This is a genomic window from Saccharothrix violaceirubra (assembly GCF_014203755.1).
GTDB lineage: Bacteria > Actinomycetota > Actinomycetes > Mycobacteriales > Pseudonocardiaceae > Actinosynnema > Actinosynnema violaceirubrum.
Genome location: NZ_JACHJS010000001.1, coordinates 5,180,418 through 5,202,175, shown reverse-complemented (window position 1 = coordinate 5,202,175; position 21,758 = coordinate 5,180,418). Strand labels below are relative to the sequence as shown.

The window sequence follows — 21,758 nt, the reverse complement described above, 5'->3', positions numbered from 1 at the left end:
CAGTTCACAGTGCTGGTTCACGGTGCTAGTTCAGAGCGGGGGCGTCGACGGCCCAGAACCAGTTGTTGTCGCCGTTGGCGAGCTTCCAGGTTACGGTCATCTTCTTGGCGCCCGAGGGCACGGCGACCGCGATGTTCTCGATCTTGGCGACGACGTCGCCGGTGTAGGTCAGCACGGTCCGCGCCGCACCGCCGTCGAACGACACCGACACCGTGGCGGTCTCGGTGCCCTCCTTGCGGTAGTGCGAGCTGAACGAGACCGCGGCCTGGGAACGGCCGGTCACGTCGTACGCGGGCGACACCAGCGCGCTGGTGAACTTGCCGGTGCGGGCGCGGTCGGCCCACTCGTCGGAGTCGGCGACGGCGAACACGCCGCGGGCGCGCACGTTCGTCTCCCGGTTCTGGCCGGCCTCGGTGCGCGTCCAGAAGTCGTCGTTGGTGAACGCCCAGCCGTGCCACTCGGTCACGCCGCCGGTGCCCATGCCGGTGTCGTCGATCCGCCAGCCGTTCGGCGCGGTGTCGGACCAGCCGAGCACCGGGATCGCCTCGTGCACGGCGGGCTTGAGCGTGACGGTGTCGAACGGGTCGGTGGACGCGGTGCCCAGCGGGCGGCCGTCCAGACCCGCGGTGGGGACGCCGAAGCGGGCCAGCACGGTGGCCGCGACGTCGACGTTCTTCGGCGCGGTGGCCGGGCGGTTGGAGATGATCAGCGACGAGCGCTCGGACTGGCTCGTGCCGCCGTGGCCGCCGGTGTCGGTGTGGCCGTGGTCGGCGGTGACGATGATCGTCCAGTCCTCCTGCGCCCGGGTCGGGCGCGCGGCGACCGCGTCGAGGACCTGCTTGATCCGCTTGTCCACGGCCGTGATCGCGGTGCGGTAGCACGCGCCGGCCGCGCCGCAGCCGTGCCCGGCCGCGTCGACGTCGTCGAAGTGCAGGAACCCGGCGTCGGCGTCGGTGGTGCGGATGTGCTGCGCGGCCTGGTCGGCGGTGGCCTGGTCGCCGCCCGAGGAGACGCGCAGGTCGACCTCGGAGCCGAAGATCGCGGTGCCCGCCGACGTGGTGACCAGCGGGGACCACGTCGCGATGGCATAGGTGGTCGTGGCGCGGTCGGCGCGTTCCAGGCGGGTCAGGAAGTCGGGGTTGTCGGCGAGCCGGTGGCCCGTGGTGCCCCACGTGTTGCCGAGCACGCCGTGCTTGTCGGGCCACACGCCGGTGGCGATGGTCGCCCAGCCCGGACCGGACAGCGTGGGTGCCATGGGGTTGGCGTAGAGCACGGTCTTGTTCGCGGAACCGGTGGCGATCAGGTTGTCCAGCGCCGGGGCGTCGGCGGCGGCGATCCGGTCGAGCATCAGGCCGTCGACGCCGATGACGAGCACCTTGGGCGTGGCGGCGGCGGTGGCCTGGGGAAGGGGGAGGGTGGTCAGCGCGGCGAGCGCGAGACCGGTCGCGGCGAGGTTGCGCAGGGAACCCACGCGCTTCTCCTTCTCTGCGGGAACTTGACCATACGAGTGCCGGTCAATCGTGGGGGAGGTGGCCTGCGATCAGGGTGAATAACTGGGAAACTTGTCAGTACAAGTCTTGCAACTCGGGGGTGGTGGACGCAGGGTCGGCGCTGTGGAACCCACTCTGGTGATCGTCGGCGCGGGCATCGTCGGCTTGGCGCACGCCGTCGAAGGCGTGCGGCGGGGCATGCGCGTGGTCGTGCTGGACCGCGACGAACGCGCGGTCGGCGCATCGATCCGCAACTTCGGCCACGTGTGCGTGACGGCCCAGGACGGTCACGCGCTCGACCTCGCGTTGGCGGCCCGGCGTACGTGGCTCGACCTGTCCGAGCGCGTCGGTTTCCGGGTGTGGCGGGCGGGCACGGTCGTGCTCGCGCGGGCCGACGACGAAATGGCCGTGTTGAGCCAGTTCGCGCGGCTGCGTGGGGACTCCCAGGTGCGGCTGCTCGACAAGGTCCCGCTGCCGCTGGTCGCGGACGACGTCGTCGGCGCGGCCCTGCTGCCGTTGGACCTGCGGGTCGATCCGCGCGAGGTCGTGCCCGCGCTCGCCGCGTGGCTTTCCGCGCGGGGCGTGGACTTCCGGTGGCGTACGGCCGTGACGTCGGTCGAGCCGGGCCTGGTGCGGACCACGCGCGGGGTCGTGGCGGCCGACGCCGTGGTGGTCGCGGTCGGCCACGACGTCGACCGGCTGCTGCCCGACCTCGCCGACGAGGCCGGGCTGACGCGGTGCCGGCTGCGGATGTTCGAGGTGGCGTCGCCCGGCGGCCACGTGGTCGAACCGGCTGTCCTTTCCGGACTGTCGATGCTGCGTTACGCGGGCCTGGCCGCGACCCCCGCGGCGGCCGACGTGCGGGCCCGGATCGCACGTACGCGACCGGAGTTGCTCGACGCCGTGGTGAACCTGATGTTCACGCAGCGTCCCGACGGCAACCTCGTCGTCGGCGACACCCACCACTACGCCCTGACGCACGGACCGTTCCTGGACGAGGACGTCGACGAGCTGGTGCTGCGCGAGGCCGCCCGGTTGCTGGGCGTGGCGGCGTTGACCGTGCGGCGGCGGTGGACGGGCGTGTACGCGTCCGCGCCCGGCGAATTCCTCGTCGCCGCGCCGCACCCCACGACGCGGGTGGTGTCGGTGACGTCGGGGATCGGCATGACGACGGCGTTCGGTCTCGCGCCCACCGTGCTCGACGGGCTGTGACCCGCTACGGCGAAAGCGGGAACACCGCGTCCGCGGACCGTGCCATCCTGGTCGTATGGGCGCGATGGGGCAGTCGGGGAACGGACCGGGGGCCATCGCGCCCGACGGCAGTCCGGTGGGCTTCTTCGCCCGGTCGCCGGCGCGTCGCGAACCCGAGGTCGTGCACCGGGCCGTCGCCGAGGGCGCGGCCATCCTCGAACTGGGCTGCGGAGCCGGGCGCGTCACGCACCCGCTGCTCGCCCTGGGGCATCCCGTCGTGGGCGTCGACGAATCGCCCGAGATGCTGGCGCACGTGCGGACCGAGGTGGTGTGCGCCCCGATCGAGGAGCTGCGCCTCGACCGGCGGTTCGACGCGGTGGTGCTGGGATCGTTCCTGATCAACTCGGCCGGACCGGCGCTGGGCCGCCGTTTCCTGGACACCGCGCGGGCGCACGTGCGCGACGACGGCGTGGTCCTGGTCGAACGCGCGGTGCCCAGCCACGGTGACTCCGACGGGGGCGAGGTGAGCGTGGGGGAGATCCGTCGCGTCGGCGACGACCTCATCGTGGCCACGCTGGAATACCGGCTGGACGGGCAGGTCTGGACGCACCGGATCACCAACCACCTGCTGGACGACGATGCCCTGGCGGCGTGCCTGCGCGCCGCGGACCTGGAGCTGGAGTCGTTCCTGACCGAGGACAGGAGCTGGGTCCGGGCCCGGCCGGTCTGACGCTTGTCGGTGGGAACCTTCCGAAGGAACTCCCGGATCGCTTGTGGTTCGGCAGGAAGGAGTTCCGGTTTCCACACCGCGAGTCAGGTCGAAGCTCCAGCGGAACACGCTCTGGACCGTGCGCAAGGTTGTTCGCCGGTGGCCCCGGACGACCATGTCGTGCGGCGACGTCAACGGGGCCGGACGTGGTGACGGACTGGTTCCGCGAGCGTTCGGGTCGCACCCTGGACATCTGCGATGCGGGTCGCCAATGTCGCCACCGCCAGGCGCGTGGGCAACGCCTCGCCGAACTTCAGCCCGGTGAGAGCCTGCTCGTCGACCTCCGGCAGCACCAGCCGTCCCGATGCGCCGGTGGTCGCCACCCGCCACATTTCGCGGCTCAGGTCGTTGCGCAGGCGGATCGAGGCGTCGTCGACTCGCTGCCGTTCGTCGAGAAGGTCCGACAAGGTGGCGGCGAGGGTGGCGTTCGCCCGGTAACCGGCCCAGGTCCACCACCGGGTGTCGACCCCGTCCGAGGTGATCACCGTGCCGCCGGGGTACACCCGACTTCCCGCGTCCTCACGTTCGTCCGCGAGCGCGCGTTCCGCACGTCGGGTCAGCGTGACCGGCGGCCGTTCACCGAGCAGCACCTCCCGCGCCGCCCGCGTGAGGTCGAAGGACGCGCCGCCGATGCCCGAGGTGTGCCAGCGCGCCTTGCCGCCGCGATCCGCTTCCTCCACGAAACACCGGCGGCGCTTCCAATCGATCCAGCCGACCTGCCAACTGCGCCCGGCCAGCAGGAGCAGTCGCGGTCCTTCCACCTTCTCCGTCAGGAGCGCCGGGTCCGTGCGGCCGATCTCGCGGCGTCCGTGGAACACGGTGAACTGCGGCGGCGCGGTGAACACGGCCGTCATGTCCATGAAATGCCGTCGGCCGAACCGCTGTTCGGCGGTGGGACCGATGAACAGCAGTTCGCCGTCCCGGTCGAGAAATCCGTTGTCCGTCAAGTGTCCGAGAACCGGCTCCGCACTGCGGTCGAACGGCGTCAACCCGTTCCACTCCCGATCCCACAGCCGTGCCCCGATGCGGTTCTCCTGCAGGCACAGCGCCAGCAGCTGTTGGGCCACGATGTGCCGCGGCTCGGGTGGTGCGGTCACCGGTTCGACGTAGCCCCGGCTCCACAGAAGCAGCAGTGCCGACGTCCACACCACTTCGTCCCGTCGGATCGCGAGGAACAGGCAGTTGCGGGTCGTGCCCGGCCGGCGTCCTGTGCGGCCCAGCCGTTGCAGGAACGAGGCGACGGAGCGGGGTGTGTTGATCTGGATCACCCGGTCCAGATCGCCGACGTCGATGCCCAGTTCGAGCGTGCTGGTCGAGACGATCACGCAGTCGCGGGCTTCGGCGAATGCCTGCTCGGCACGGTGTCGTTCGTCGGCGGACAACGACGCGTGCGACAGGAAGGTGGTGACGCCGCGGGAGCGCAGCGCGGCGCCCAGTTCCTCGACCAGCTGCCTCGAGTCGCAGAACACGAGCCGTTTCCGACCCTGGTGCAACGTGGCGATGATCGTGGCGGCGTTGGACACCGAGCCCACGTAGTCCACTTCGATGTCGACGGATGCCGGGGCGGTGGGCGGACTGTCGGCTTCCGGCGCGACGACCTGGGCGGGGCGGGATCCTCGGCCGGAGCCCTGCAACCAGGTCAGCAGGTCATGCGGATTGCCGACGGTCGCCGACAGGCCCACCCGTTGTACCGGCCGCCCGGCGATCCGGGTGAGGCGTTCCAGGACCGCGAGCAGGTGCCAGCCCCGATCGTCACCCGCGAACGCGTGCACCTCGTCCACGACGACAGCGCGCAGGTCGGCGAACACGCGTTTGTGGTCCACGTTCGCGCTCACCAGCATCGCTTCGAGGGACTCGGGCGTGGTCAACAGGATGTCCGGAGGCTCACGCAGGATGCCCCGGCGCGCGGACGAGGTCGTGTCACCGTGCCAGAGTGCCGCGCGACGCCCCAGCCACGACGCGTAGGACTCCAGGCGCGGGAGGAGATTGTTCAGCAACGCCTTGAGCGGGCACACGTAGACCACTGACAAGCCGGTCCATCGGTGCCGCTCCATCGCGCTGAGCAAAGGGAAGCAGGCGGCTTCGGTCTTGCCGCCCGCCGTGGGTGCGAGGAGGAGGGCGTCATCGCCCGTGACCAGCGGCCGTACCGCCGCGGACTGCAGAGGTCGCATCGACCTCCACCCGAGCGTGTTCACGATGTGGTGGGCCAGGGTCGGGTGCAGGTCGTCGGAGCCGTCCGTCACGGCATGTCCAACTCGATGTCGTCCGCGCCGGCCGCGGCGTTGCGCTCGACCTCGGTCAACTCGGCGGAGGTCATCGTCAGGGCGTAGTGGACCCGCGGATCGAACTCCGGGTATTCGTCGACCCGGTCCAGCACATCGGCTACGAGCTTGCGCAGGAAGATCCGGGGCGCCACACCCACCCGGCCGCCGAGCCCCCCTGTCACGGCCGCGGCCAGCTTCGCCACGTAGGCGTCGTCGACGATGGATCCGATCCGGTCGGGATGACGTGCCACCCCGGCGTAGAGGTCGCGGACGGCGCTGCCGAGCTCGGTCAAGCGGTCGAGGTCGAACCCGGGCAGTCGCAGCTGCACCGCCCTGGGGGAATCGAACCTCGCGTCGGTGGTGAAATCGGTGGCCAAGCGCTGTGCCAGCGGGGCCAGGCGCTGCACGCCCTGCTGTCCGTCGAAGAACGCAGGCGTCCCGGTGATCACGAGGAACAGCCCGGGGAAGCGACCCGCGTCGATCTCGTCCAGCAGTTGCCGGAGCGCGTTGAGCCCCTTCTCCCGAACGTCCGTCCGAACCCGTTGCAGCGTCTCGATCTCGTCGAGCACGAGCAGCAGGCCAGGGTGGCCGCAGTCACGGAGCACGGTCAGCAGACCCTGGAGGAATCCCAGGGCGGCGAAATGGTCCAGGTCGCCCCGCACTCCGGCGGCCCGACGTGCGGACGTCGCGACGGACTTCTGCCCGCCCAGCCAGGCGATGAGCGCCTCGGCGGTCGCGGCGTCACCCTCGACCCGTGCGCGTCGGTAACCGCGCAGGGCCGCGGCGAACGCGGGTGTCGTGCGGGCGACCTCCGCAAGGCGCTGTTCCAGCAGTGCGTCCACCGCTTCGGACAACGCGTCCCGGTCGTCCTCGGCCACCTCGCCCGCGTCGAGGACCTCCTCCTCAAGGGTGTAGAACCAGGAATCGACAACAGGGCCGAGCGCGCTGGGTCGGTGCGTCGCCGTGGTCAGCCGTTCGGTCAACCTCCGGTACACCGTCTCCAACCGGTGCAGGGGAGTCTCGGTCTCCGAGATCTGGACCTCGGCCGTCGCGTGCCCCGACCGCTTGGCCCGCTCGGCCAGCCAGCGGGCGAAGAACGTCTTGCCCGAGCCGTACTCGCCCCGCACAGCGTGGAACGCGGCGCCACCTTTCGACGCGGTGGCGAGGTCTTCGTCCATCGCGGTGACGAACCGGTCGAGTCCCACCGCGAACAGGTCGAGCCCGGCTTGTGGGACGGTACCCCGCCGCAAGGCCGCGACGACCTCACGGCGGCGGGCCTCGCTGACGGGACCGGTCACGGCTTCTCCACCCCGAACTGCTCGCACAACAGCTCCAGGTCGAGCTTGAGCGTGCGACCACCATCCACAGAGGACAGTACCGGATAGCCCTCGACGTTGAGCAGCCGCTGCAGGGTGCTGACGAGGAACTCCGGATTGCGTCCCGACCGACCTGCCGCGGTGGCGACGGAAGTGAGCGAGCGCGTTCCGTCGGCCGCGGCGAGCATGTCGATCACGGCCGCGACCTCGGGCTTCTTGGGAGCCTTCGGCACGTACTCCTTCTGCGCGTCGTAGATCTTCGACGCGACCACCCGGCGGCCCAAAGTCTCGGCGTCCCGGCTCGCTGTTTCGACCGGGAACAGCGGTGTGGACCGTTCGTCCGCGCGGGGCTCGGCGCGCTGTGGCCTGCGCCGCTGCGCGGGTGCCGGCGTGGCGGCTTCGACCGGACGCCTCCACCACGCGGGTGTCACCGCCTCCGGGCACAACAGGTGCCAGCCGGTCGGCATCAGGTCGACCGAGGGGAGCAGGACCAGCACCGGGACCGCCATCTCGGCGAGTGACGCGCCACCGTGGTAGCCGGCCTTACGCGGTGTGTAGCGGATGTCTTCACGCCAGGGCACGACTACGCTGCCACCACCGTCGAGCACCCGGGGCCCGGTCAGCGAGACCTCGCCTTCCCGAGGTGTACCGGTACGCCAGCGGGCCGACTCGACACCGGGCGCGTCGATCGGCCCGGAGCCCGGCTCCGTTCGTTCCAGCACATGCCCGTGGTCGGAGGCCAGCACGACAGGCCGGGCGTAGGCGCGGGCGGCGTCCAGCAGGTCGGCCAGGTAGGTGACGTCACCGACCCGCCATCCGGTGCGGTCGCCTTCACGTCCGTGGTCGAGGGCGTCGTCGACGGTGTTGAGCACGACACCGACGATCTCGTCGCCGGCCAGTGCGGTGACGAGATCGTCCGACAGCCGCTGCCCCGCATGGCCGCCGATCTCTCCTTTGTGGAACAGCGAGGCCGTCCTGCGGTGTCGACGCCAGAACGCCTCGAACCCGGACTTCTCGCTCGACTGGTCGCCGCTTGCCAGGCCGGCGGTGAGCAGGCTCGCACGGCTGACCCGGGTCACCGAGGGGATCGCGGCGACGGCGACGACCCGCGTGTCGGCCTCCGGCGAGACCTCCTCCCACCCCCGTGCGGCAAGCTGCTCGCCGAGTTCGGTGGCGACCGCGCCGCTCATGCCGTCCAGCACGATCATCAGGGGGGACCGGTGTCCGCCCGCCAACGGTGCGACGACCTGGCCGAGCACGTCCTCGATCACCAGACAGCCACCGGTGTCCTGGGTCGACGCGTGCCGGGTCCACACCGCCAGGTGCTTGGCGAACCGCTCGTCCAGCCTGTCCCGGCGGGCACGCGCGGCGTCGTGCACGGACCGGTACGCCTGCCCGACGACCGGGTCGTGCACGCTGTCGCCCATCCACAGCAGCGCCAGCGCACGGTCCACCCACGCCCAGTCCGCGAGGTGGTTCCGCACTCCCGAGGCGACGGATTCGACATCGTCCTCGGGCTCGGCGATCCAGCGCGCGAGGCGGACGGCCGTGGCCGCCGCGGCGGCGCGTCCGGGGAACAACCGCGCCAGCGCGTGCTCCTCGACCGCGCGTAGTGCGGTGTCGGCGGCGTTGTGCGGTCCCCGGGCCAGCGCGCCGGCGAGGTCGCGCAGCCGGGCGTCGAAGCTGCTCGGCAGGAACCGGTTCGCGGTGAGGCTCGCGGTGAGGTCCGCGGAGACGGCCAAATCGTCGGCCCGGCGCACCACGTCCAGCACTTGGCGGCGGGTTTCCTGCCCGGTCGCGGTGCCGGTCGCAGCCTCCCCGGCCCACCGGTCGAGTACGCCCTCGACCGCGTCCACGAACGCCTGGAGTTCGTTGCCGCGTGGGCGGACCCGTCCGAGCAGGCCACCGATCGCCAGGGCCGCGTCGGTCGAGGCGTTCGGCCCGGCGATCGCCGACGCGAGCACCCCCAGTGCCATCACGTCGTCCGCCTGTCCGGCGGCGGCGAGCGACATCACCACCACCGCCGCCGCGCCGACGTTCTCCACCAACCACGAGGACAGTCCCGCTTGTTCCGCCTCGGGCAGGGCGGCGAAGGCCGAACCCGCCGCGGTGCGCGACCAGCTCAGCAGGCTGCTCGCGTCCAGCGTCCCCTCGGCGAGTTCGGTACCTCCGACCCGTGCCCCGATCAACGCACGTACGGCGGTGTCCCGGGTCAGCACGGGGCCTGAGCGACGCCAGCCGGCGGCGGGCTCGGCCGCCAGCAACGCGTCGACAAGCCAGCGTTCGCGGCGGATGCGCGGGTCGATGTCGACCGCGCCGAACCGCTGCTTGACGATCTCGGCCCGGTCGACCGTGCGTGTCGCCCGGCCGACGGCGTGGCCGCGCAGGTTCCAGCCGAGCTGGGCGTCGTCCACCCCGGTGGTCACGACGAGCACGTCGTCGGTGTCCGCACCCACCCGGTGTCGCCTCCACGCGTCGACGATGCCGAGGACCGACCGCTGGTCGGTCACCGTGACCCGGCGCTGCCGGCCGCCCACCCGCAGGGCGAACTCGCTCGGCGACGACTCGTCGTAACGACCGTGCACGAGCACCAGCCGGCGGTCGCCGGCATGCGGCAGTTCCGCTTCCAGCAGCGACTCGACGATGCGTCGGTTCACCTCGGGTGGCGCCACCATCAGGATTCCTCCTCTGCCACCACGCGCCAGGTGATCTCGATGCGCCCGCCCGGGTGTCGGCCGGCGTAGGCGTGGATCTCCCGCCGGATGTCGGAGATGATCCCGGCCAGTTCACGTTCCACGGCACTGGACCGCACTACGTGCCGGCGAGGCGTCATGGCCGGCTTGTCGCCGCTCCCACCGGGCACCGCGGGAGTGCCGTGGTCGGTCAAGCTGATCTGGTCGGCGCCCCCCTCGGGTACCGGCGGCACCGGTTCGACGATCACCCGGTTCCCGGAGGTCGTGCCGGCGGCGGCTCCGGCGAGACGCGCCGCTTCACTGATCAGTGCGACCGCGTCCCGCCTGATCGAATCCAGCACCGGGGCCAGCGGCCGGTTGAACTCGTCGTCCGCCGCGGCCAGCCGTACATCGGAGACCAGCCGGCGGGCACGGTCGCCTACGCCGTCCTCACGACCGGTGAATCCCCTTACCGACTCCAGGAGGGACCAGTCGACCTTGTCCAGCGCGGACAGCACCGACACCGCGGACTTGATCGCGTTGCCGACCACTTCGTCCGTGGCGTCGTACGCGACGCGAACCAGGTGCCGGAGCATCGGAGTCGCGTCGTGCAGGGTCGACAGCGCGGCCAGCAGATCCGCCGCGTCCCGCGCGGTTCGCGGTCGCGCGTCCGCGTCGGTGACGCCCAGCGCCGCCGCGTGCTTGCCCAGCGAGACGCGGACTCCGTTCACCGCTGACTCGTGCGCGGCGATCTGCGTCCGGATCTCTGCCGCGAGTCGGTTGACGTTGCGGGCGAACAGCGCGTCGGGCACGTGCACGCCGAACAGCCTCATCGCCCTCGTGCGAGCAGCGGTGAACTCCTCGGCGGTGGGCAGTTCCTGCGCCCGCAACGCGTAGCCGGGACCGATCCGATCCAGGTCCGGTGGATCGGTCGGACCGCCGTGGTGCAGCCACGCACGGTCGGCGAGCAGCGCGTAGGTCGCGACGACCAGGTTGGCGACGGGTTTGTCCAAACCGGTGAAGCCGAGCCCGGAGATCCACTGTCTGATGTCCTCGACGGCGTAGTCGCCGGTCACGCCCTGTTGGGCGGCGTACTGCTCGATCCGCCGCCGCCACTCGTTGGACAGGTTCAGCGGGCCGTCGCTGACCTCTCCGAGTTCCAGCGGGTGCACGATCCGCTTCACCAGCGCCAGGTGGTTGCGGTCGACGACGACACGTCGGCCACCGTCCTCCGCGGCACGGGTGATCCACCCCAGCACCGTGCGCAGTTCGCCGGTGGTGACCGGCTTGCGGTTGCGCTGGGGGTCGAAATCGGGATGCTTCGGGTAGAGCGTTTCGAACACCCCGTCGGCCAGCGCGAACAGGTTGTGCTCGAACCCGGCACCCGCGAGCAGGCGTGGCTTGTGCGCCGGCAACAGGGACATCACGTGTCCCTGTTGCCCGACCTCGGCGCTGATCGTGCTCTCCTCAGCCTGCGCGATGCCGTAGAGCTGGCGCAGCGCCGCGGTGAGCTGTGAAGTCAGGTTGTCGCGCTGGGCCTGCAACTGGTGCCGGACCCGGATGCGGTCGTCGGCGGACAGGTGCACGGCGTAGTCGTCGAGCCGGTCGCGCTCCAGCAGGTAGTCGATCTTCAGTAGTCTGCCGAGCTGCGCGGCCTTCTGCGTCGACAGGAAGTGCGGCAGCCAGACGACGGTCGCCGCATCGAACCCCGATCGGACCAGCCCCGTGACCCGTGCCGCGTCGTCGCTGGGGTGCTGCCCCGCCGAGTCGAACGGGTAGTCCAGGATGAAGCGCACCCGCCCGGCCAGGCTGGGACCGAACTGCGCGTCGACCAACTCCTGGCTGTCGCGGACGTTGGCGAAGACAAACTCCGCGGTGCGTCGGGTACCACGCCAGACGACTTCCCGCTCCGACACGAACTCGCCGGAGTCCTTGATCCCCAACGCCTTCCACAACTGGTCGCGCACCCATACCCGGCGGGCACCGACCCGGTCCTTCTCGCCGACCGCGTCCAGCAACGGCTCGATGTCCAGATCGGACAGGTGCAGCGCGAACATCGGATCTTCGTCGCGGTCCGAGCGCAACTCGCCGAACTGACCCTGCAGCTCGCGCAGCCGGCTCACCACCACGTCGCCCGGCGCGACGGTACGCGACCTGATGGAGCCGTGATTGAGCGCGGCCAGCCGGGCGCCGGTCAGCTGCGCGAACGCGGGCACCTTGGGCGTGAGCGACGCGAGCAGCAGCGTCTTGACCAGCCGGTCGTCGGCGACGAATCGCTGGTCGCCCGAGCTGCCGTACTTCTCCAGCAAATGCGCGCGAACCCTCGCGTGGAAACGTTGCGCCGCTTCGGCTTCACGACGCAGGCGGTCGGTGAACGCCTCGCCGGTGCCGTCCGACAGCACGTCCCACAGATCGCCGAGGGGGATCAGATCGCCGACTTTCATGTCGGCCCGGCGGCGACGAAGCATCTCCTGTAGGAGCTTCAAGCCCGTCCGTTCCCGCTGAAGGGCACCGGACAGTGCCACGAGGACGTTCAGCAGTGCGGGCGACAACGGGTAGACGTCGCGGAAGTCCGACCAGGTCGCACCGGTCACGCCGGTCGAGTCGAGCAGGACGTCCCGGGACATCGCGTTCGCGGACTCGATACCGGCGAACGCGTCGTCGAGCGCGGCCCGCGCGCCCGGCTTCGGCTTGAGCACCCGCTCTTTGATGATCGGGATGAGGTTGCGGTCGTCCAGGTTCACCACGTCGAAACGACCGGCCAGGTACTCGACCTGCGATTCGAGGTTCTTCACGTCGGCGCCGGTGACGTCTTCGCCGACCAGCTTGGACAGGTCCCTCTGGCGCGAGATGAACGACACGATCGGGAGGGCGCGGTCGGCGACGCCGGACTCGATCAGCTTGACCAGCTTGCCGACCTGGGTGTTGACGAACTGCTGGTCGGACATGTGGGCCTGCAGCCACAGGATCAGCTCGTCGAGGAACAGCACGAGACCGTCGTAGCCGAGGTCCTTCGCGTGCTGGCTGACGACGGCCAGACCGTTTTCCAGCGGGATGAACGCGTCGCGGTCACCGCTCGCGCCGCGGGCGTATGACGACATCGGGCCGGACAGCAGCGCCGAGACCAGCGCGCCACGCACCGGGTCGCCGGCAGGGGCGGAGAACGCCTGGTCGAGCCGGGCCGTCGTCCACGTGGTGACCGCGCCGGCATCGATCACGTCGAGATCGTCACCGGCGCCGACGGCGCCACCGTGCTGCCCTCCGTCGTTGCCGAGCCACCGTGCGAACTTCTCGTCGTCGTTTTCGTACGCGCGCTGGCGACGGGCGTCGTCGAGCATCGCGTCCGCCCGGTACACCGGTGGTGTAGGCCGACCGGGGTGCAGGTCGCGCACCGTGGCGACGTAACCGCCGAGAATCGCCGAGTCGATGTCCCCGGCGCCCACGAGGTGGTAGGGCACCATCAGGAACTTCCGGCCGCGCAGCCACTCGTCGTGCTCCGCGACGACCGGCTGCAGGCCGGGCTTGGCGCGGGCCGCCGGCTCGTTGTTCAGCACCGCGTGCAGCACGGTCAGGAAGTGGCTCTTACCGGAACCGAACGAGCCGTGCAGGTAGGCGGCGTGTGAGCTGCCGTCGCGGACCGCGGCCCGCACAATCGACAGCGCCTTGCCGAACGCCGTCCGGAGCTGGTCGGTGACCACGTACTCGGCGACGCGGGCCTCGGTGTCCGCGAACCCGCCGGACAGCTCGACTTTGAAGTCGCCCGCGTGCACCGACTCCGGGATCTCGATGACGTCCCTGAGGAACTTCTCCGAAGTGCTCACGGTCGCTCAGTCCTTCCCCGCCGCTCGCCGGCCACGCGTGGGGGCGGCGGGCCGCCACGTGCGAAGGTCATCCTCGGTGAGCTGGTGGGTGGTCTGCTTCGTGGTGAGGTAGGCCGAATACTCCTCGGCCGGGATGCCGCCCCACTCGTCGTCGTACTCGCCGTGCCACTGCCGCACCCAGGGCAACAGTTCCAGCAGGCCGGCGAGCAGCGGCGTGATCCGGTCCGAGTCCCAGCCGGACTGGTCGACCCGGTCGTTGACGACGTTCACGATCGCCTGGGCCTGGTCCCGGTGGTCCCAGCCGGCCCAGCCGAGCAGCAACGTCGGATCCGAGTCGGGGTTGGCGTCGGGGTAGGAGACGAAGCGCTCCTTGGGCACGTCGAGCTTGCCGCGCTGGGACCAGTAGCTCGCCCGGCGGAAGTCGCCGGAGCCGTACTTCGACGGCACCGGGATGTCGAGCTGCCTGCCGGTGCGGTCCTCCTCGCGCTGGAGTTCCCACACGTTCTCCCACTCGGCGCGCTTGCGCAGACCGGAGTCCTTGTAGCGCAGGGCCGCGAGGTAGGGGACGTGCTGGTCGGCCACGATTCGTTCCAGCGTCTCGGCGAGGGTGAGGTCGCGCTTGCCGAGGTGGTCGGTGGCGTAGAGCTGGGCGACGGCGACAAGGTCCGCGTCGCTGCCGAGCTTGTCTGCCAACTGGTTCACGGTGAGCGCGCGGGGCTGCTTGATGGTGTCGCGCAGGGCGTACCACAGGTCCGGGTTCTCGCAGCGGTCCAGCAGCCAGTCCCGCAGCGCCTCGGCTTCGCGCTTCTCCCACGGCACGAGGGACCAGCGCCGCTTGCACTCGGGGCGTTCGATCAACGCGAGGTCCCGGCGCCGCGTGATCGTGTCGATGCGTTCCTGGACGATCTCGCGGTACCAGTCGGGCCAGTGGTCGGGGATCTCGGTGATCGGGGTCGAGCCGTGTCGGTCGAACCAGACTGTTTCCGCGTTACCGGCCGCCACCTTGCGCGCCAAGACGATCTCGAACGCCCGCTCACCGAGCTTGATCTCCGGCACGGAGTCGAGGTCGGGCGCGGTGAGCCGGGCGACCTCGGCGTCGGTGAGCAGACCGTAGGAGCCGTAGACCTGCCAGTCCAGCTCCTCCTGCAAGGCGATCATCCGGGCGCGGATGTGTTCCTGTTCGGCTTGGGCGTCCTTGAGAATCTCACGCGCGGGAACCTCGCGGTCCGCCACCGCCGACGGTTCAAGTCGAGCAAGCTCCTGTGCCAAGCCGTCCAACGCTTGCCCGAACTCCAGCGGCAAGGCCGCAGGCAACGGGAACTCCTGCAACTTGGTGCCGGTGAACTCGTAGAACCGTTCCCACTCGTCGTGCATGAAGCCGCCGGTCCCAGACTGACTTCCCTTGTCGTGACACACCTGCTTGAGCCAGAAGCACGCCGTAGACGAGTTCAGCACCCCGAGCAGCGCCAAGTGGTCATCCTCGGTCGCCGTCGCTGGCAACTTGATCATCGGCGCAGATTGCTTGAATACCTTGCTTCCGTGATCGAGTACAAAGTGATTGTGTGTTGCAACAAAAGCGAATGACAGTGTGGGTCCGAGATAGCGACGCCAGAAGAACATCGAGTACTCGAACCATTCGAGCCCGCGTTCGGTCTGATTGCTTCCGTAGGCAATTCGCGCCTGCAAGGTCGCACGGTTTGCCCACAAAAGGCGTTCGATTGCTGGAGTGGTCCTCGCTGAGAGTGTCGGGCTTTCGGTGTCGTACGGCCATAGGAAGCCTAGGAGGCTGTTCGTAGACCAGTCGCGGATGGACTCCCCGTCGACCGTGGGTCGTTGAAACCTGGAGGGAATCCTGTGCCGATCGAGAGATCTTCCCCCGATCGCATAGGCATCGTCTGCACGCGTCACTGCGCCGAAGCCTATCGTAGGTTCCTTGGCTCCAAGTCGGTTTGAGCAGGCTCTTTCCAGGAAAATTTGAAGGCTTCCGGCACCGCCGCCACTCAACGACCAGGGGTGAGTGCCAAAATGACCGCGTTCGATTTCTTCGACTGAAATCCAATCCGAATTTGCGCCAGGGTTGTGAACGTGGTCGACAATTGCCGACCATACGAGACCCTGGGACGGATCTTCGGGCTGGGATGGCTCGCCCCGCACCCCTAGGACTCCCCGCACAGGCTGCGCCATCCGGGCGTGGTGGTTGCGGCCGACCAAAATCGTAGTTGGAGTTCCATGTCCCGGGATGAAGGCGCCGGACGTGTCGATGATGTGGGTGAGGTGGATGGATGGGAAGAAGTTCTCGATGAGTTTCTTGCCGAACTCCCGCTTCATGAACGAGTTGGCGGTTATCTGGCCGACGTGGCCGGAATTTTCGTCGGAGCCGTTTGCGCGCACGGCTAGTTGGAAAAATCTTTGCGCGAATGGAACCGAGAGCGCGTAAGTGCCTGAGCATGCATCATAAATGCTGCGGTAGTTTTCGTTTTCTCGCTTGTCCTTCACTGTGATATAGGGCGGGTTGCCGACTACAACGTGATATGACGAAATTCCGAGAAGATCGCATGTCGAGTATTCTTCGACATCCTCCGGGCGGTAAGTGTGTGCGTTGACAGGCTCAAACAGATCGACCTGCACACCGGGCGTTCCGCGACCGTGCAGCAGGGAGTCGCCGACCGCGACGTTGATCGGGAAGTCTGCGCTGATCCGGTCCAGCCGAGTCGCTTCGGCCGCGTGCAGGGCGGCCACCAGCAGGCGGAACCGGGCGATGGAGGCGGCGAAAGGGTTCTTGTCGCAGCCGTGCACGGACTCCAGCGAGCGGCGGATGAGTACCCAGGGCTCGGTGCCAGATTCCTTGGCCTGCCATTTCGCCAGCAGTCTGCGGAACAAGCCCAGCAGGAAGTGGCCCGAGCCGCAGGTCGGGTCGATGGTGCGCAGACCCTTGAGCCCGAACTCTTCGACCGCCGGTTCCAAAGTCAGGTCGAGGATGAACTCCTCGACGAACTCGGGCGTCTGCAGCAGTGCGTAGGTCTTGCGGGCTTGTTCGGACAGGTTCTGATATAGGTCGCCGAGGAACCGGGTGTTCCACTCGGGATCGGTGAAATCGTGGCGGATACCGCCGTCGTCACCCCGCCGCCGCCAGAACCCGATCAACGCGGTCGCAGCCTCGAACGACGGCGTGATCTCCCACAGCGGGTTGTGCCGTTTGTCGAACAACCCCGCCACCGTCGGGTGGGCGTCGGACAGGTGGTCGAACGCGGCGACGAGCCAGTCACGGTCGTTCAGTCGCGGGTTCTCCCGGAAGAACGCCTCGTGCCGTTCCTCCGCGTCGGCCAGTCGCTCACCCGGACCGGCCAGGAACGGCCACTCGATCAAGCCGTTGTCCTCGCAGAACCGCACGAACACCGTGCCGAGCACCCACGCCGCGGCGACCTGGGTGATCCGGTCCTCACGCCACGCGTCGAAGGTGGCCGCTGTCCGCTTGGCCTCCCACGCCTGGTCGTACTCGGCGCGCAAGGATGTCTCGAACTCCTCCTCCGCGCCGCGCACGCGCAGGTCGTTCTCCAACGCGACCACCTGCTTGCGCAGGTCTTTCACCAACTCGTCCTGGTCCAGTCCACGAGTCGCCAACGCCGGGTGTCCCTCCATCGATGCCATGCCAAGGCCGGTTCAGGCCACGTCGCCGCGCAACCCGACCAAGAACGTACTGGTGAGCGCGACGCGCTCGGAGTCTCCCAGGACCTCGACGGTCCTGCCGTCGAGTTGGGCAGTGTCCAGCGCCGATTCTCCCGGGCACAGCAGCCAGAGCCCGCGCGGGGCGTCCGCCGGTCGCCGCGCCGCGTTCTGCAGCCGCGTGAGCAGGTCGTGCCCACCCTCGTCGAAATACCGGGCGAGCAGTCCGGCGTTGTGCACGAACAGGACCGCGTCGGCGGAGTTCGCCGGGTCGAGCAGGTGGTCCGCGACACGCGTCCACGTGGCCCGCACGTAGGAGGCCAGACCGGGGGACATCTCACCGGACTCGGCGAACCGGGCATCCACGCTGAGGACCTTCTCCCAGTCCTGGCCCCGTTCGGCCACCAGCGCCCGAAGTTCGTCCAGGAACTCCCGGTCCAGGTCGACCGGTCGCACCGGGTGGTCACGGATGATCGCCTCGGCGGTGCCCGGGAGTTGGCCGCCGCGCAAGGTGAGCGCGACGAACCCGCCCCGTTCGATCGCGGCGGTCAGTTTGGTCCGGATCAGCACGGCAGGGTCGTGGCCGGTGGCCACCAGCCTCGCGTGCGCGCTGACCGACGTGCCCGTGGACGACGGCACCCTCGCGTACTCCGGTGCCGGAGGCTGGAACCTCTTCGCCGTCGTGTCGTACTCCAACGGGAACCCGGCGGCGCGCAAAGCCTCGCCGATCGGTACGTGGGTGAGCGGCTTGGGGAGCACCAGTTCCGGGAACCGGGCCCGCACCCGGCTCACCACGTCGTCCACGGTCACACCGATGTCGCGGCGCACTCCGGCACCGGCCTGCGCGATACGGAACGCTTTGGCCAGGTCCAGCTCGCGCGGGTACAGCTCCAGCCGAGGAGAGCCCGCCGCATGCCCGGACGCTGCCGCGGCGAGCGCGACCAGCCTGGTGTCCGCCAACGGCGCGAGGCCGTCGGGCGGCGTCACCGCGCGCAGCTCCCGCAGCACCACACCCCGGCCCGGCAGCGGGTCCCGACTGGCCAGGTCGTCGGCCTGTTTGCCCAGTGCCTGCGCGTAATCGGCCAGCTCGGGCGCGCTCGGATCATCGGTGCCGACCAGCGACTCGCAGGCCACCAGCACCCGCGCTCCGCGGCGCAGCACGGCGAGTCGGGGACCCGCGTCCTCGTCGCCGGAGTTCATCCCGGCCCACACCTCGGCCTCGACGGCCGCCCGCACCACGGCGGACGCCTTGGCCGCCGCGAGTTCGGGATTCTCGCCGGTGGCGCCGTGCCGGGCGCGCAGAGCGGCGGCCAGCTCGTGCGCCGTCATCACCCGACCCGCGGCGACAACCGCGTCCACCAGCTCGTCGCGGACCGCGTCGAGCCAGGTCGCGGCGGCCCACTCCTTCGCCGCGGCCGACTGGTGCCGCGACACCGACGCCTGGGTGATGCCCAACCGCCTGGCGACCTCGCCCTGCGTCGGCCATGACTGTGGCACGCCGGATGCGTCCGGCAGGCCCAGGGTCAGACGCACCGCGTCCGCCTTCGACGACCGCTTGCGGTCCGCGGACGGAGTCAGCAGGTCCGCCATGTCGTCGACCGTGAGCAATCCGGGTGTGGCGAGCCCCGCCTGTTCCTCCGGCGAGTCCTTCGGTGTCCGGGAGGAGGACCGCTCGGCCGGGCGGCGCAGGGCAGCCGTCCACTGCTTGTGCCGGCGGTTCAACTCCTTGCGGATCACCGCGCCGGCGCCTCGTGCCTTCGCGATCTGGTGCAGGGGAACGTCGAGCAGCTCGCCCACGGTGGACGCGCCGAACGTCTGCGCCACGGACACCGCGCGGGGGGTGAGTCCGGCGGCTTCCAGGGGCGTGTCCCGATCGGCGGCTCGGACGTGGGCGTCCCTGGTCTCCTCCGCGTCCCCGGTGCCCATGTCGACCGTCGCCGGGGTCGTCACCGGCCGCGCCGCGTCCGCACCGGCGAAGATCGAGCGCCAGGCTTCGTGCGTCTGCTGCAGGGTGTCGAACCTGCGGTCCACGTCGCTGTGGAACGCGCGCAGGAAGAAGTCGACGAGTCCGTCCCGCAAGGCGGGCTCGAACAGGTCGGCCGCGATGGTCGGTGTCTCATCGGTCGCCGTACGAGGGTCGGTCATGCCGTCGCCCCACACCGGTCGTTGCGCGGACGCCATTTCGTGCAGGGTGACCGCGGCCGCGTACCGCTCGGCGTGGTCGTCGAACACCGGTCGACGCGCCGTGTCGAGGAACGGATCCAGGTAGCCCCGCGTGCCCGCCTTCACATCGCGCTCGGATACGCCGTGCAAGGAGAAGTCGAACAGCACCAACTGCCGGGTGCCGTCCGCGCGTTCGAAGACGCCGAAGTTGTCCGGCTTGAGGTCGCGGTGCCGCACTCCCTTGGCGGCGAGCTGGTCCAGTGCGGTGAACAGGTCGTTGCCGAAACGTTCGAGCTCGTGGTAGACGACCCGGCCCTCGGCACGCAGCAGGGCACCGAGAGAGCGATCGCCCGCGAACTCGAGGTCGAGAACGGTGCGTCCGCCGAGCGTGCGCGGCCCGTCCAGGAGGCGCACCACCACACCGCCGCCGACCAGTTCCAGCGCACGGGCCTCGGCCCGTAGCCGTTCCGCCTTCTCTTCGTCGAGCGCTATCTTGACGACTCGCTTGTCCGGTCGTGATCGGTCGTCGTCGGCCTCCGTCGACCGGATCACCAGCAACGCCTTCGCGGTGGCACCGGTACCCAGCACACGCTCGACCACCCAGTCGCCGTCGAGCGGCTGTCCAGGCAGCGCCTCCAGCGGATCGACGCCGCCACCGGTCGGCTCGGGCGTGGGGGAGTCCTGTTCGACCAGGTTCAGGCCGTCGAGGAACGCGTCCGCCGAGTCGAGCCGGTCGGCGACGTCGGCCCTCGTCGCCCGGAAGACCAGCTCGTCAAGTGCGTCGGAGACGCTGTCGGTCACCGCGTAGGGGTGCAGGCCCCCTTCGGACCTGAGCCGCTCGACCAGTGCGCCACGTGTGGTCGCGGGCTGCTGCCCGGTCACGATGAGGTAGGCGAGTGCGCCCAACCCGAACACGTCCAGGTCGACCGGGTCGGCGTACGGGGTGTCGAACTCGGGTGCGAGGAACCCGCTCGCGATGTCACCTATGTGCCTGCCTCCGGTGGAGGTCAGGATCGACGACATCCCCGTGGTGTCGAAGTCCCGGGCCGCGCTCTGCCAGTCGATGATCCGCAGCACCGGGCTGGAGCCGTCGTCTTTGGCGGACACGTAGACGGACCGTGCGGCGAGCGCGCGGTGGTAGAGCGAGCGGCTGTGCGCGTAGCGCACCGCCTCGCCGAGTTGGCGGACCAGGTCCAGTCGCACCTCGGGGGTCAGGGTCGCGTCGTACAGGGCCAGGTACGCGTCGAGCCTGAGATCGGTTGCCCGGTGCCGGAAGCGGATCGCCGGGCCGCCCTGGTGCTCGCGGATCTCCATTGCCTGCGCGATACCGCGATGCGTGATGCCCTGCAGGACCTGGTATTCACGTCGGGCCGCGCGTTCGACAGACTGCCGTGCCTCCTCGGTCGCCTGCTGTGCTGTGAGGTAGATCCGGACCCGACCCTCCTCCTGCACGATGCCGGTGCGCTCGGCCAGCCGGTCTTCCCACGTCGGACCGGCGTCGAGCGGGTCGGGCGTGAGCGTCCAGTCGTCGCCGAAGCGCAGGTGTGCGGTCGAGGCCCGGATGCCGATCTTCTTGAGCAGATCGGGCAGCCGACGGGAGAACTCGGGTTTGATCCGCTGTGACTCGCGCTGGGGCGGGCGGCCCAGCAGGTCGCGCCAGATCCAGGGCAGTCCGGTGCTGTTGTCGTCACGGCCGTAGACGCGGGTGCGTTGCACCTCGTCCAGCGTCGACTCCAGGCCGGGCGCGGACAGGAAGACGATCGGTTCGACCCGGGGGACGCGGTCACGCAGGCCGAGCTGCTTGGCCGCCCACGCCAGCCGCGCCTTCAGTTCCTTGGACTTGAGGTCGGTCAGGTGCAGCGGGTTGGACAGGGTGCGGGGACGACGGGTGTCCTCGTGGTAGAAGCTCCACGTCTCGCCGTTGTTGACGACCCTGCCGGGGTGTCCCTTCAACTCGACCAGGTAGAGACCGCCCGGCACGGCGACGAGCAGATCGCACTCGTTGATCCGGCCGGAGGCGGCGGTGAAGGAGAAGGTGGCCCAGGCCCGGTGTGGTTCGACGTTCGGCATGAGCCGGCGGATGTGGTCGAGCCCGTCCTGCTCCCACGGGTACGGGGAGGTGCGCTCCTGGAACCACCGCTGGGGAGCTGGTGGCGGGCCGGGCTTGGGTACCGGTCGGTCCGCTGACACCACGATGATCTCCCTGAAGCGCTCTCCCACGGCAGTGCGAGCGATGCTACTGCCCCGCGAACCCGACCTGCCGCCGGATTCGCGCCCGGCCCGACTCGATCTGTTCGTGCCCAGTCGGATGTGAGCCCGAGGGAACATGCATGCCGTTCGTCGCCAGAAACCGATCGGTCCACATTTTCCGCTTTTTCGAGGCAATTTTCGGATGGTGGCAGAAATATT

At 69.7% G+C, this 21,758-nt stretch carries 9 protein-coding genes; 2 read left to right on the top strand and 7 right to left on the bottom strand.

Features of this window, described 5'->3' with window-relative positions; genetic code table 11:
• Nucleotides 1-25: 25 nt before the first annotated feature.
• Nucleotides 26-1,471: an alkaline phosphatase family protein gene (locus tag F4559_RS23685; RefSeq protein ID WP_184672173.1), complete on the bottom strand. Its 1,446-nt coding sequence runs from the start codon at nucleotides 1,469-1,471 to the stop codon at nucleotides 26-28.
• Between the two features lie 142 nt (nucleotides 1,472-1,613).
• Here F4559_RS23685 and F4559_RS23680 point away from each other — a divergent pair, with 142 nt between their 5' ends.
• On the top strand, nucleotides 1,614-2,702 hold the full coding sequence (locus F4559_RS23680) for a TIGR03364 family FAD-dependent oxidoreductase (RefSeq protein ID WP_312865791.1): 1,089 nt from the start codon (nucleotides 1,614-1,616) through the stop codon (nucleotides 2,700-2,702).
• Nucleotides 2,703-2,766: 64 nt separating this feature from the next.
• On the top strand, nucleotides 2,767-3,411 hold the full coding sequence (locus F4559_RS23675; RefSeq protein ID WP_184672163.1) for a class I SAM-dependent methyltransferase: 645 nt from the start codon (nucleotides 2,767-2,769) through the stop codon (nucleotides 3,409-3,411).
• Between the two features lie 170 nt (nucleotides 3,412-3,581).
• Here the strand turns inward: F4559_RS23675 and F4559_RS23670 are convergent, their stop codons facing one another.
• From F4559_RS23670 to pglW, 6 genes are read right to left on the bottom strand one after another with little or no spacing between them, the layout of a single operon-like run.
• Nucleotides 3,582-5,693, bottom strand: coding sequence for a DEAD/DEAH box helicase (locus tag F4559_RS23670; protein ID WP_312865790.1), 2,112 nt, complete (start codon nucleotides 5,691-5,693; stop codon nucleotides 3,582-3,584).
• Complete coding sequence (brxD, locus tag F4559_RS23665) at nucleotides 5,690-7,012, bottom strand: BREX system ATP-binding protein BrxD (protein ID WP_184672160.1); 1,323 nt, start codon at nucleotides 7,010-7,012, stop codon at nucleotides 5,690-5,692. The genes F4559_RS23670 and brxD overlap by 4 nt, the downstream gene beginning before the upstream one ends.
• Nucleotides 7,009-9,705, bottom strand: a complete 2,697-nt coding sequence (gene pglZ, locus F4559_RS23660; RefSeq protein ID WP_184672151.1) for a BREX-2 system phosphatase PglZ — start codon at nucleotides 9,703-9,705, stop codon at nucleotides 7,009-7,011. Before pglZ ends, brxD begins: the two co-directional genes overlap by 4 nt.
• Nucleotides 9,705-13,523: a DUF6079 family protein gene (locus tag F4559_RS23655; protein WP_184672148.1), complete on the bottom strand. Its 3,819-nt coding sequence runs from the start codon at nucleotides 13,521-13,523 to the stop codon at nucleotides 9,705-9,707. Before F4559_RS23655 ends, pglZ begins: the two co-directional genes overlap by 1 nt.
• A 6-nt stretch (nucleotides 13,524-13,529) precedes the next feature.
• Nucleotides 13,530-17,162: a BREX-2 system adenine-specific DNA-methyltransferase PglX gene (pglX, locus tag F4559_RS23650; protein WP_221448295.1), complete on the bottom strand. Its 3,633-nt coding sequence runs from the start codon at nucleotides 17,160-17,162 to the stop codon at nucleotides 13,530-13,532.
• Nucleotides 17,163-17,183: 21 nt separating this feature from the next.
• Nucleotides 17,184-21,542 (bottom strand): BREX system serine/threonine kinase PglW, encoded by a 4,359-nt coding sequence (gene pglW, locus F4559_RS23645; RefSeq protein ID WP_312865789.1) that lies wholly within the window; start codon nucleotides 21,540-21,542, stop codon nucleotides 17,184-17,186.
• Between the last annotated feature and the right edge of the window lie 216 nt (nucleotides 21,543-21,758).